Source organism: Zooshikella ganghwensis, from assembly GCF_018263875.1.
GTDB classification, from domain to species: Bacteria; Pseudomonadota; Gammaproteobacteria; order Pseudomonadales; family Zooshikellaceae; genus Zooshikella; species Zooshikella ganghwensis.
The window spans coordinates 17,967-30,904 of sequence record NZ_JAEVHG010000023.1 but is presented as its reverse complement, the minus strand read 5'-3'; the positions used below and the strand labels follow the sequence as shown (position 1 = coordinate 30,904).

Annotated in this window: 9 protein-coding genes and 1 tRNA gene; 3 read left to right on the top strand and 7 right to left on the bottom strand. The window is 39.9% G+C overall.

Annotated elements, in window-relative coordinates; translation table 11 throughout:
- Positions 1–10 precede the first annotated feature (10 nt).
- From KHS79_RS22295 to KHS79_RS22285, 3 genes are all read right to left on the bottom strand, one after another.
- The gene (locus KHS79_RS22295; protein ID WP_027709170.1) at positions 11–664 is read right to left on the bottom strand and encodes a metal-dependent hydrolase; all 654 of its coding nucleotides are present in this window, start codon (positions 662–664) and stop codon (positions 11–13) included.
- 396 nt (positions 665–1,060) lie between these two features.
- The gene (locus KHS79_RS22290) at positions 1,061–1,336 is read right to left on the bottom strand and encodes a hypothetical protein (protein ID WP_027709169.1); all 276 of its coding nucleotides are present in this window, start codon (positions 1,334–1,336) and stop codon (positions 1,061–1,063) included.
- Positions 1,337–2,275: 939 nt separating this feature from the next.
- The gene (locus tag KHS79_RS22285; protein ID WP_212722211.1) at positions 2,276–4,258 is read right to left on the bottom strand and encodes a hybrid-cluster NAD(P)-dependent oxidoreductase; all 1,983 of its coding nucleotides are present in this window, start codon (positions 4,256–4,258) and stop codon (positions 2,276–2,278) included.
- Between the two features lie 191 nt (positions 4,259–4,449).
- Between KHS79_RS22285 and queF the strand changes: the two genes are divergently transcribed.
- Positions 4,450–5,286: an NADPH-dependent 7-cyano-7-deazaguanine reductase QueF gene (gene queF / locus KHS79_RS22280; protein ID WP_212722209.1), complete on the top strand. Its 837-nt coding sequence runs from the start codon at positions 4,450–4,452 to the stop codon at positions 5,284–5,286.
- Positions 5,287–5,493: 207 nt separating this feature from the next.
- Here queF and KHS79_RS22275 read toward each other — a convergent pair.
- Positions 5,494–5,569 (bottom strand) — tRNA-Lys (locus KHS79_RS22275).
- A 603-nt stretch (positions 5,570–6,172) separates the two neighbouring features.
- Here KHS79_RS22275 and KHS79_RS22270 point away from each other — a divergent pair.
- Positions 6,173–7,495 carry an OprD family outer membrane porin gene (locus KHS79_RS22270; protein WP_212722207.1) on the top strand — a complete coding sequence of 441 codons (1,323 nt, stop codon included), beginning with the start codon at positions 6,173–6,175 and terminating at the stop codon, positions 7,493–7,495.
- A 120-nt stretch (positions 7,496–7,615) separates the two neighbouring features.
- Here KHS79_RS22270 and KHS79_RS22265 read toward each other — a convergent pair whose 3' ends face one another.
- The 3 genes from KHS79_RS22265 to KHS79_RS22255 all read right to left on the bottom strand — a co-directional run bounded on the left by KHS79_RS22265 (position 7,616) and on the right by KHS79_RS22255 (position 11,074).
- Entirely contained in the window at positions 7,616–8,269 is a 654-nt protein-coding gene (locus tag KHS79_RS22265) for a hypothetical protein (RefSeq protein WP_212722206.1), read from the bottom strand.
- A gap of 228 nt (positions 8,270–8,497) precedes the next feature.
- Positions 8,498–9,715 (bottom strand): aromatic amino acid transport family protein, encoded by a 1,218-nt coding sequence (locus KHS79_RS22260; RefSeq protein WP_212722205.1) that lies wholly within the window; start codon positions 9,713–9,715, stop codon positions 8,498–8,500.
- A 339-nt stretch (positions 9,716–10,054) separates the two neighbouring features.
- Positions 10,055–11,074, bottom strand: a complete 1,020-nt coding sequence (locus KHS79_RS22255) for a LacI family DNA-binding transcriptional regulator (RefSeq protein ID WP_094788940.1) — start codon at positions 11,072–11,074, stop codon at positions 10,055–10,057.
- A 191-nt stretch (positions 11,075–11,265) separates the two neighbouring features.
- Here KHS79_RS22255 and KHS79_RS22250 point away from each other — a divergent pair, with 191 nt between their 5' ends.
- Positions 11,266–12,903 (top strand): PTS transporter subunit EIIC, encoded by a 1,638-nt coding sequence (locus KHS79_RS22250; RefSeq protein ID WP_212722204.1) that lies wholly within the window; start codon positions 11,266–11,268, stop codon positions 12,901–12,903.
- The last annotated feature ends 35 nt before the right edge of the window (positions 12,904–12,938 follow it).

Below are 12,938 nucleotides of genomic sequence, written 5' to 3'. Positions count from 1 at the left end.
CTGTAGTAAGTTACTTAACCAACCAATCTACAAAGGGGGATGGGGAGGGTGAAATAAAAAATAACGCCGCTACAATTCCACCCATTAACACCGAATTTAATGGATTCTTAAAATCGATAGGTTTTAATGCCGTACCAAAAGATTTTTTAATTCGTGCACCTGCAATATCAACACTGTATATTTCATCAAGTGTGAGATGAATCAAAAAACCAAACGCAATTGCAATACCACTACCCCAGGCTAATACTGGGTTAGCTTGCAGTGCATAGTGACAGAGCGCAATTGTAATCGACATAAAAAATGCACCTGCCAACAGTGAATGGTAAATACCCCGGTGCACGCTAAACTTTGCAAATACTTTATAACCAAGAATGCGTACACTTAAAAATACGGAAAAACCTATTAACAGCAAAAAAGGTGTGGCTGGCACTGGTTTTAGGTGTGTTACGACTAACACGACTGACCCAACAGCAAGCGCGGTAAATAACGCTTTAACTGGCTTAGCATGATCAGAATCAATATCAGGCAAAACACCACCAATACAAATAAGCAGCCATGTTGTCAGCGCTTGGGAGATTGATAGCCAGCCTTCTCCCAATCCCACAATAGATACAACGCCACCTGCTGCTGCGGCAACATTAATGTGTGTGTTAAAGTTCGCCATAAAAACCCAAAATTACTTAGCTTAACTCGAATACTAAATCGCTAATATTAACCATTTGTCGTATATATAGCTAATCGGACTTTGGATTACTTGATAAAAAGAAGGAACCGTTTAGAAGCGAAGTTGTTAAAGGATAATCTGGATAGGCTTTATTGTTGAATAAGCAGTGTGGTGCTAAATATACTCAATACGAATGGTTTTTAGGTGCGGCCATCGAGTGACGAAGCCCCATGAGCCTATATTAATAGGTGATTGGGGTGAGGGGTGAGGAGTGAAGATAACAAAACCTAGAAATCATTCGTGAAGGGTATTTACTCTTGAAGCCATAAATGCCCTATGTGGACAAGGGCATTTAAGTTCAGTGTTATTGGAAATAACACGAAGAGTGTAAGTAAACTAGTGTCTTACGCCAATCTTGAGCAGCGCAATTGAACTAGTATCATCATCATCCATAAGACAGTGACCAGCCACTACACAGTCAATATGGTCATCAGGCTCTGGTAGTTCACCTAACAAGTCCAAAGACCCTATCTTCTCTACCCAGTCACCATGAGGTGTGGCATAGCGAATTTGAAAATGGTCTGGATCAATTAGCCGACGATACAACCAGGGAAAACCATTGATGGGTTTATCGTGGACTACCACCCAACCATCAGCTGTAGTAATCGCCATTTTAACTCCTTTTACCCTTTTGTCGTTTAATATCCTGGAAGCCCAAACTGTATAAAAGAATGAAGGTAAAGTGTACAAGCTAGTTCTCATACCGATACCATTCTGCATATATCAGATTTAATTCTTCTATCTTACATCGAATAAACTATGTTAAATATATCAAGCTTCACTGTAGCAAACGAGCCTGGGTATAAATCTGCTACTACATCAATTATTTAGTAAACATGTATACCAATATATTGGTCTACTACCAATTTCTTTAATTAAGAAAACAGCGTTTCAATATTTACCTGCACTGACAATCAATAAACGCTCATTACATGCAACGAGCTTTAGTTAGGCACTACACTCTATAATAAGTATATATATGTACTTAACCCTTAGCTCAATTGGTCAAATTAAAAAATACATCATATTGTGTATACCTATTTTAAGTCAATTCGTTTATCGACCACTATTAGCCGTTAAGCAGTAAACTGACATATACCCTTCACGAATCATTTTTAGGGTTTATTGTCAACGCTCTTGAACACTAAGGATGGTGGGAATGCAGTTTATGCATAATGACATGGATGTCATATAGTAGAGCAATGCAAGAGCTATTGCCGAGGAGCGTTTAACGGCCGCACCCTTGTGCCCTTGGGGTATAAAAACCCTTCGTTTTGGGTATACTTGCCTTTAAACTCAGAACAATTGCAAATCCACTTTTTGCTATACATCAACCACTTTTAAAAGAGCGTCCTGGAAATTTCCCAGTGTTGTGATTTTGATGTCGGCCTGTGGTAAACAAAAGAATACCGCACACCCGACAATTGGAACGATCGAACAATTATGAATTATTCATCCCTAAAGAAATGATTTGTCAAACTGGTAGCGTTACAAGTCGCTTATCAGAACAAACCACATTTTTTTACAGGGCAACTATGGCTTCGAAGTATCCTATAGTGACTCAATAACAATATCCGTCTGAGGTATGCAAGAGCATGCCAAGGCAATTCCGTTTTCCTTTTCATCTTCTGTCAATGCATAATCAGCAACATGGTCATATGAGCCTGAAGTTACCTTTACCTTACAAATACCACATACACCTGCACGACAGGAATAATCTAAATCCAGGCCAGCCATTTCTCCCTGCTCCAGTAAAGTATCCTGACTATTGCCATCCTCAATAAATGTATCCCAGCTATCAAAAAGCACTGTAATACTTCGCTGGTCTTTAACAGGCTTATCTTTAATGGCAAGCTGAAAATGCTCTTCGTATATTTCTTTTGCCATCAATGCTGAACATGCTTCACGCATATCAGCCATATAACTTTCACCACCGCAAATATAAACGGCACGCTGATTTATATCAGGTACCATTTGCTGAATTTTTGACTGATTCAATCTACCTTTAAATCCTGGCCAGCTCATATCACTTTGGGTGAGGCAGAATATTAATTGCAGTGCTGGATAATGTCTGGCAATCACTTTCAGTTCATCAGCACTTACTAAATCAATTTCTGTTTTAGCTGTATAAATCAGGATAATGTCTTTATCAAATTTTTGCTGACTCCAATAACGAATCATAGATAGCATTGGAGTAATTCCACTACCCGCAGCCAACAGTAAGACTTTTTGATTCTCTGTTGCTTCATTATGAAACAAACCTTCCGGCTTGCTTGATTTTATTAATGTACCACTTTGACAATACTCATGGAGCCAGTTAGAAAATACGCCATCTTTAGTACGTTCCACGGTAATAGCAAAACTATTTGTATTATTTGGCGCCGAGGAGATTGTATAGCAACGAGAAATAAACTCTCCATTTATTTCCTGATGCAGTGTTATATACTGACCTGCTTTAAACGATAGCGCCCAGCCCTCCTGCAATTTGAACCAAAAAGTGACAGTATTCCAAGTCTCCTGTACTCGATGCAGACATTTTAAATGACCTTGTTCTGTTGCAGGCCAAGGTAGTCTCTTACTGTTAATATTTTTATTTTCTTTATCAATTTCAATAGTGTCTTTTTCTAGAGACAGAGACTCTGCTTCAGAAAGCTGATTCTTAACATTAACATTTGTTGATGCCACCATTGAACGAAGATCGATGTATACAGGTTTTGCTTTTGTTGAGACAATCTCAACGACATCACCAACGTTAATTGCACCTTCATTTAGCGCTATCAAGTTCTGGCCGAAATCAACTTTCCCTTCTATATCGCGCCGATAGGTCATTAACGTTTTCAATGGCTCATTGTTTGGACTTTTTTGCAACGTCTTTGGATTAACTGTGGTTAAAACACAACGAGTGCATGGCCTAACAACTAAAAACTCGACCTCACCAATAAGAATACGATCCCATCCATCTTCTGCGAATGCATCACTGACGCCAGAAACCACCAGGTTTGGTCTAAACTGGTTCATATTTATAGGCTCAGCAGTGTAACGATTAAGGTCAGCTAATGACTCTTCTGAGATAAGCAATAGTGGCAAGCCATCGGCGTAGCTTACCTTATACTCAGGATTGCTTTTAATACCTCTCGTACTGTCACCTCCCTGATATAGCAACGAACAAGGTTTACCTAAATAATCTGAAAACCATAGATCATAGGCTTGACTACCATGCATCCCATCAGTTTGCTTCCCCCAGATTTCTAAAGACTGCTTCTGGCATTCAGTAAACAGTCGATAGTCAATAGCGAGGGACTCCATACCAGGTGCAGAAAGTTGTAATCCTCCCACAGTCAAGCTAGCACGGACTTGTAATAATTTATGTTCAGTACGCGCAGTAATGAACTTATTTTGTTGATCAACTAATACAAAACGTCGGTCAAATGCCAAGCCCTGAGGTTCAACATAAGAAGAAGACAGTGAAATACCTGCCGTTGATTTAACAGGGTAAATCGTGATGCCTGAAAGTATCGGTTGAGTTTCCTGCATGGCACATCTCCTGGGTATGCTTATTCTGACATCTACACAGCTATTACCCTTTACAAATCATAAATCTACGCATTTTTAGCGGAGGCAGTTTACCTGCCCAAGAGGCACTTGCACAATACGACTAAAGTAGCGATCATTGCTTCAAGCCCCCTTTTACCCCTGTATGATTTGTTGCTGGGAATAAAGAACGAATGAGTAATAATGATATCTTAAAAAAGCTTCCACTTGGGCAAACAACTGAGTATGTTTGTCACTATAAACCAGACCTACTTCACCCCGTTCCTAGACAACTTAATCGGACAGAGATTGGCGTGAAAGATGAGGCCTTACCGTTTCATGGTGAAGATCTTTGGACTCTCTATGAATTATCTTGGCTTAACACCAAGGGTAAACCGTGTGTAGCGACAGGTGAAGTGCGGATTGATGCTTCAACCCCTCATTTAATCGAGTCAAAATCCTTTAAGCTGTACTTAAATAGTTTTAATCAAACCCAGTTTGATTCTCTAGAAGAAGTCACATCAACCTTACACCGAGATTTATCTGCATGTGCTGGTGGTCCTGTCACTGTGCAAATTCACCCTTTATCTCATGCCTCGCTCCAAATGGCAGAGTTAGATGGAACGCTGTTGGATGAGCTTGATATAAGTGTTGATCACTATGAGCTAAACCCTGCTTTACTGGAAAATGCTACGTCAAATACAGTTGTATCAGAAACACTGCATAGCCACTTATTGAAATCAAACTGCTTGGTAACAGGGCAACCCGACTGGGGAAGTGTTCAGATTCATTATCAAGGCCCTCAGATTGATCGAGAAGCCTTATTACGCTATATCATCTCTTTTCGACAGCACCAAGAGTTTCATGAACAATGTGTCGAACGTATTTTTGTTGATATTCAACGTTATTGTGCACCTGAAAAGTTATCTGTCTTTGCTCGTTACACCCGCCGTGGCGGCTTAGATATCAACCCATTCAGGAGTAACTTTGAAGCTGCTCCAACAACCAGTTTGCGATTAGTACGTCAGTAACTAATAGCTGCGGCATACTAGAACTATCACATAAAGCTTAGCTGGAGGGGATAGTTTTAGATTATGCCGGCTGCAAACAATGGCTGGATATATTATTTCGAACTGTTTACTGCAAGTAAGCCAAAGCTATCCAAGAAGAAAAACCATATAAATAAGCTAACAAGGCTAGAGGTATTACAAAGGGGAATGAAAACAGGGGTAATAAGATGGTGGGTCGTGCAGGATTCGAACCTGCGACCAATTGGTTAAAAGCCAACTGCTCTACCGACTGAGCTAACGACCCAACGGGCCGCTTATAATACAGATATATTTCAGTATTGCAACCCTTTAGTCAAAACCCTTATATTACCGCCAACCACATGTATCTTTCCCTGTTCTACCACTTTGAGTCTCCATCCCCCAAGGCAACTGCATATAAAACAGTCTATGATAGATAAGGGTTGTACCAACTCCAACAGTGCAAACCTACTTTTTACACTCTGCTAACCACATCCAAATAAACAGTAATCATATTTCAACGTAAAGCCTGGTAACGTGAACGCTGGGTAACACTTGTTGAACTGTTCCTAACTCTTTTTATTTTACCTCAATTTATCTTCAGACTTAGCAAACCAGTTAGTCATAACTAAATCTTTACTCATAATTTTTTTTATAATAAGGATTATTCTATTAGAGTAAGCACATATTAAATATATTTTGATTTTTATTTGCCAAATTTATTTATTTTTTGTTAAATAATAGACAGTATAAAATCAAAAAAGCTAATAAGACTTAGTAGCAAAATAAAAATATCAATCTTTTGCAAGCTAGGCTCGGGAGTTTTGCACAAGCAAATTAATAAATAATAAAAGTGTCTAACAAAACGCTCTAGGAGTAACTTGGTATTATGCATACTTTTAAGTATTCGGCATTGTTTTGTGCCGTTACCGCCACTATTTTCTCTTTTTCTAATACACATGCAAATGAAAGTAGTAAAGGTTTTCTCGAAGGCAGTCGCCTTGATGCTAAATTAAGAAATGTTTACTTCAATCGTGATGGTCGAGATGAATCACCTTACGATAACCGTGAGTGGGTTCAGGGCTTACATCTTAATTATCATTCAGGCTATTTTGCTGACATGATTGGTTTTGACATGTCTTACTATGGCGCTTGGGACCTTGATTCTCCTGGTGATAGTTTTACTCATTTGCCAAAAGATGGAAGAAACCAAAGAGAAACTAACGATATCAATAAAATTGGCCAAGCATTTGTAAAATTCAAATACGGTAATGATGATTTAAATGTCAACATTAAGCATGGCCGACAAGTTTACAATGATAATTTGATTCAAGGCTCTTCTTCCCGTGCTGCGCCTAGCTCACTATATGGTACAACAGGTGAAGTTAATATTGGTGAACTTAAGCTGCATGGTGCGTATATTACTCAGCACTCATGGCGTTCATTTGGCCACTTTGAAGATTTTTATGATGGTTCAAGCACTGACGCTAATACAAAAAAAGTAAACTATATTCAAGCTTATGGACTCGCCTATCAGTTTGATAACGGGATTGGTATTGAATACGATTGGGGTAAGTCGAATGACTTCCAAAAATCTAATCTCTATAAAATACACTACACCATGGAGCTTGTTGACAATAATAAGCTTTATTTAGAGGGTATTCATCATACTCTTGAAAGTATAGGTGACGCTTTTAATCAAACATTTTCAAATGCAGATGACTTTGAGTCAAAAAATACCTCCTTCCTCGCACAATTACATTTAGACGCAGCAACTTACCGCCTCGCGTACCAGCATACCGCTAAAGGAGACTTCCGTTATGCTTGGGAAACCGGAGAATACTATGGAGGTTTTAATTCTAGTATTCCTGTCTGGTCAGACTTTGCATATAAAGATGAAAAAGCGATCATGGTTGGTTTCACCTATGATTTTTCAGATATGGGCGTTCCAGGGCTTGAGTTTGATATTAATTACCAACGAGGCTTCGATCTAGATAAAAATAATAATGGTTTAGGGGATACTATTGACAGACCAAAAACAGAGTGGGGGCGTGATATGACGTTAAGCTATGCTTTCCAAGATCCTACTCTAAAAGGCTTAAGTGTTTCTTGGAATAACGGAACCTACCGAGGCTCAAAAACACTTGTATCCACCACTGAAGATATCGATTATAACCGTATCTATATTGATTACGTATTTGATATTTTCTAAATAATATTACTTAAAATTAAAGTAAAATCAGTGTTGTGTAAAATGTTACCTGCCTTGTGACCGGGCAGGTGACTTCTCTATGCTTTTGCACAAAAAAATTTTACTTGAACCCTTCTTATTCTAGTCTAAAACAGAATCAGTTTTATCCTGACTCACTTCTTGGTACTCAACTTTCTCTTCTATAATACTGACTGAGCCAGCTATTTTATCAATAAATGTCTCTCTCTTCTTGCAATCCTGTGGTTGGTCCACAATATCAATCATTGTTAGATGAGTAACGTATTTATCATTAAATATATAACCAATAACAAAACAATCGTAAAATAGTGGGGTTTCTTGTGTAGCTGCGTTTAAATCCACAATATTATTATCCTGCGCTGTCCAGCTAAATCGTAGCAATTCATTTTGTTCGTTGATTTTTTTATTGACGATTTCAGGTCCACTAATTATCTTTTTTTGATACGACTGTAAAAGCTTATCTCGTTCAGCTAACCCTTTCTCTGTTAGTTTCTCTTTTACACATTCCCTGACCCGAGTATCAACCTTGCACTGGCTTTGCCATTCTTCAATAAGACCATTTAGAATTAATAGTTTTTGCTGTGTTTTAGAGTTATATAGCGTATGGTAGTGAAGATCACTTGCCGGACTCAACTGTTTACCAATCTCCCAACCCTCAGGAATAGGTAGAGAGATGTGCTCACTTAGCTGTAAATCCTGAGCATTAAGCACGACGGGTGCCAGTAAACATAAACAGACTGCTCTGAATTTTAACATTGTTTGGTCAACTACCTATTATTATCAATTAGAAACAGCTTAATTTATAGCCGTTATCATAGACAAACATTAAAAACTCTTTAAGTAATTTGTGCTATCCCTGCACATTTTGCCAATATAAACATTAATTTGCTAAAGCCCCATTGAAGCAATTACAAAGTACTAGCCTTTCCTCAACCTCCCTTGCTAAAAGTCAGCAACAATGTATTTACTTTTTAGCAATGCAGATTATATTCCCTCAATGATCCCGACAGTTGAAGCAAGCTCTATACAGATGATAAGCATTGCTAATAACATCGCAATCATAAGCAGAGGCATACCACCAAATACTTGATACTGGCTTTCATTGGCATTTTGTCTTACTTTCCAAGCCATTAATACTGGAAGAATTACCCCTAATACCGCCAAGGCTAATGCGGCAAATCCCAGCGCCATAATGAATCCTTTTGGATAGAAAAGCGCAAAGATAAGCGGTGGTATAAATGTATATATTGCGGTTACTAATCGCCCTCGGCGGCAATCACCATGGTCTCTGGCATCCGCTATAAAGTCGAATAACCCTAGAGCAACCCCAAGAAATGAAGTCAGTAATGCAATATTAGAAAAAATATTCAACCCTGTGCTTATCCATGGTGTTTTAGGGATTTGGCTACCTAGTGCAGAGATCATTTCAGGTACAGAACCACCGTCCTGAACAATAGCGCCTATAGCTGTTGCTGGTAGCACCCCTAAGGTCACTATCTCCCAAGCAAAATAGACCAAAAGCGGCAACAAGCTACCCAGTAAAATTATGTTTCGCAGGCTTTTTACATCACTGCCCTGATAAGCAATAACACTGGTGACACTGCCATGGAAACCAAATGACGTAAACACTATTGGCATTGCAGCTAACATCAGTCCATTATCAACTGGCATTTCAGTGAGATGCTGTTGATTTACTTCAGGTAGGAGAAAAGCAACAATAGTCAGGAAAATGGCTATCTTACCCAAAAACAAAAGGCGGTTTACAAAATCTACAGTCCTGGTGCTCCAGTACACCAGTCCCCCAGCAATAACCGTAAAACATAATGTGGTATGCACCTGGGACAGCGGTTTACCTAACAGAGAGCTTAAATAGCTGTTAAGTAAAGAAGAGCCTCCTGTGATATAAGCAGACAGTAGTGCATAAAAAAGGAAGAGCGTAGCGATACTTGCCACTATTTTGCCAGGCTTACCTAATGTCCGGTGCGCCATGGTAAACAATGTTGACCCCGGCTCAATGGCTAGGTTGACTTCCATGATCAACATAGCGGTGTAAAACATAAGTCCCCAGAATAAAACCATTAACGCAATCATTAATGGAAAGCCCAAACTACTTGAGCTTAAAGGGAGTGCCAACATACCCGCACCAATAGCAGTGCCTGCCAATATTAATGCACTGCCTAGTTTTTTATTGCGCATAACCATGCATTTTCCTTAGAGGTTTTCTTGTTACTCACTAAACCGCCCCCATAGGAGCTATCCTCTCAACAAAACATAATCAGGCAGTGCATTTAGCCAATAACACCAATCCTTAGACGTAGATTGGCAAATGGCAAGCCTGAATATGATTCGCTTTCAGTCAATTTATTCGAGACCATCCATTGAACCACATGTTTACACAATATCCATTAGCAAAATCCGTAACTATTGAGTTCTGACAAAATAATATACTCAGTACGTAGAGTTCTTAGTGAGCTAGTCTAGTCTGGTCTGATAAGACTAGCCTTAACAACGAAAGCGGATAGAAAGGTGCTTAATACAACGCTACCAGTGCCCAAGTACTTGCTCAGTCAAAGAGGCCACTGACTCTCGCTCTATTAAGTAAACAGGAATTTTTAATGTATCGGGCTCAAGGGACTCATTATTAATCAAGCGCAGCGCTGTTTGCCCAGCAAGCAAACCAATCTCTTCATAGGGGCATGAAACTGTGGTTAAAGGAGGCATGGTATAACGCGCCGCTTGATTATCACCAAAACCGACAACTGAAATATTCTTAGGAACTCTAATATCTTCCTCCCGCAAAGCATGCATAACACCAGCAGCCATATTATCACTAGCGGCCATAATGGCAGTAAATCGTACGCCTTTTTGTAAAATGCGCTTTATTCCCCGATAACCTCCTGCGCTGGAGTCCTCACTCCATACCAACAGCTCAGGATTATGGCGGATACCAGCTTGATCCATTGCTCGCTGAAATCCAGCCAGCTTTGCTTCTGCATCTAAATAGCCTCTATTACCTGCAATATAGGCTATTTGTTGATGGCCTTTTTTAAGCAGGTAGTTAACCAACATCTCACTCCCTAATGCATAGTCAAAAGACAAGGTATTTATATGAGAAGACGATGAGGATGGCGGAACCAAAATTAAGGGGGCCTTAGTGGCAAACTCTTGAATTAGCTGCTCATTATACGTGCGTGACTGCCAAATCATGGCATCACACTTTCTCATTAATAGTGTATTGAGTGATTTTGCTTCACGCTCTTCCTCACTTTGACAAGAAATAACCAATAACTCCATACCACTGTCATGAATAGCCTGTTCGATGCCAGCAATTAAAGCAGCCGTACCTGGCGCTTTAAAGTTATGCACTAAAAGCCCCAATAAGTTGCTTTTTCGGGTACTCAATGCTCTGGCAGTCAGGTTAGGCTGGTAATTCAGTGCTGCTGCTGCAGCCATAACCTTTTGCCTTGTTTTTTCACTGGTAGCGCCAGAGCCATTTAGTACTCTTGATACAGTTGAAACAGCGACACCAGCATACTTCGCCACATCTGTGATGCTCGTCATATCACAAAACCAACAATTGTGGAAAATACCGAATTGGAAACGTTTCCAATTTTGCTACGATGTGGTACATAATAGCATGTCGGAATGTTACAGCACGGCTCTAGTTCAAATCAGCGCTGGTTTGATTGTGATAAAAAAACGGGGAAACACCCGAGCAGTAAGAACGATTATAATAGACGCGGAGATGGCCCATGAACTTGCAAGCTGCCAAGTCATTTGAGTTCTTCCAACGTGTTGGAAGAGCGATGATGACTGTAGTACTCATCCTGCCCCTGGTTTCAATTTTAATGGGGATAGGTGGCATCATACTTAATCCTAATGTTCATGCTTTTATACCCTTCCTTGATGCACCATCCTGGTTATCGGTTGGACTCTTCCTCCAAAAAGCCGGTCAGGCACTTTTCAATAACTTACCTTTACTCTTTGCAGTTGGTATTGCGTCCACCTGGACAGGCAAACCCATTGCCGGCTTTTCCAGCTTAATTGCTTTTTTAGTAATGCATACAGTCATTGGTGTGCTAATTCAAACCAATGGTGGTACAGCAGCCCTGGCAGAAGCCTGGGCCACAGATATTGGCCAACCTGTCGATGCATTGCAGCGTATGTTTGGTCAGGAGCTAGGTATTCAAACTCTGCAAACTGGGGTGTTTGGCGGTATGCTCATCGGTTTTACCAGTGCCTGGGTTTATAATAGGTTCCACCAAGTTAAACTTCCTGATGCTATCGCGCTATTTGCGGGTGAGCGAAGTGTGCCGATTATGGCTTCATTCTTTGCTATTTTCCTAGGGTTATTATTGTTCTGGTTTTGGCCCTATGCCCACATCGCCATCCTGAGTATTGGTGATCTTATTGCTTCTAATACTAATGCCTTAGTTGTTGGTATGTATGGCGCTGTTGAAAAAATGCTGATCCCTTTTGGCTTACATCATATTTATAACGCTCCTATTTTATTTTCACCTTTGGGTGGTGAATACCTAACAATAGATGGCCAAACCATTGTAGGCGACCAAAACATTTATATTGCTTCTGTCGTTGACCGTCTACAAAACAGCGATATAAGTGTTGTTGGGGGGCATTTTATTGCCGGTAAATTTATACCTGTTATGTTTGGTCTACCTGGTGCTGCATTAGCTATGTACCATACTGCTAAAACAGCCAAGCGCAAAATTGCCGGTAGCCTATTGCTTGCTGCAGCATTTACAGCCTTTTTAACGGGTATTACTGAACCTTTAGAGTTTACCTTCTTATTTGTTGCACCTTTACTTTATGTTGCTCATACCCTGCTGACAGGTATTGCGTTTGGTTTAGCCGCTATGCTTGACTTACAAGCAGGTTTTGGGGGTGGATCAGGCGTTATTGACTATATCCTGTTTAATGTATTGCCCCACCACAATAATGCCTGGATTACCATTGCCATATTAGGTGTGATTTTCTTTGCGGTTTACTATGTAACCTTCCGCTTCTTGATTTTGAAGTTCAACTTACCCACTCCTGGACGTACTGAAGATCAAGTTAAACTGTACTCTTCTCAAGAGTATCGGGCGAAGCAAAAAGAACAGCAACAAACCGGTCAAACATCATCACTACAGAATAGTGACTCTCAAGCAGCCCAGGTAATTGCCGCCTTCGGTGGACAGGAAAACTTAGCTCATGTTGATGCTTGCCTGACTCGGTTAAGAGTTTCTGTAAATAATCATGATTTAATTGATAAACCACGCCTTATTGAGTTAGGAGCAAAAGATGTGCTGGTAATTGGCAAAGGAATTCAAGCCATATTTGGCACAAACTCTTCAATCCTTAAAGAAGAAATTTTGGAATTGATGGCATAGTCAGTTTGGGCTACGACAGTAGCCCTTTTTTTTAT

Excerpts from the sequence above, each read along its gene's own strand:
- KHS79_RS22255 (WP_094788940.1), bottom strand. The coding sequence starts at position 11,074 with ATGACGAGCATCACAGATGTGGCGAAGTATGCTGGTGTCGCTGTTTCA.
- KHS79_RS22270 (WP_212722207.1), top strand. The coding sequence starts at position 6,173 with ATGCATACTTTTAAGTATTCGGCATTGTTTTGTGCCGTTACCGCCACT.
- queF (WP_212722209.1), top strand. The coding sequence starts at position 4,450 with ATGAGTAATAATGATATCTTAAAAAAGCTTCCACTTGGGCAAACAACT.
- KHS79_RS22260 (WP_212722205.1), bottom strand. The coding sequence starts at position 9,715 with ATGGTTATGCGCAATAAAAAACTAGGCAGTGCATTAATATTGGCAGGC.
- KHS79_RS22285 (WP_212722211.1), bottom strand. The coding sequence starts at position 4,258 with ATGCAGGAAACTCAACCGATACTTTCAGGCATCACGATTTACCCTGTT.
- KHS79_RS22265 (WP_212722206.1), bottom strand. The coding sequence starts at position 8,269 with ATGTTAAAATTCAGAGCAGTCTGTTTATGTTTACTGGCACCCGTCGTG.
- KHS79_RS22290 (WP_027709169.1), bottom strand. The coding sequence starts at position 1,336 with ATGGCGATTACTACAGCTGATGGTTGGGTGGTAGTCCACGATAAACCC.
- KHS79_RS22250 (WP_212722204.1), top strand. The coding sequence starts at position 11,266 with ATGAACTTGCAAGCTGCCAAGTCATTTGAGTTCTTCCAACGTGTTGGA.
- KHS79_RS22295 (WP_027709170.1), bottom strand. The coding sequence starts at position 664 with ATGGCGAACTTTAACACACACATTAATGTTGCCGCAGCAGCAGGTGGC.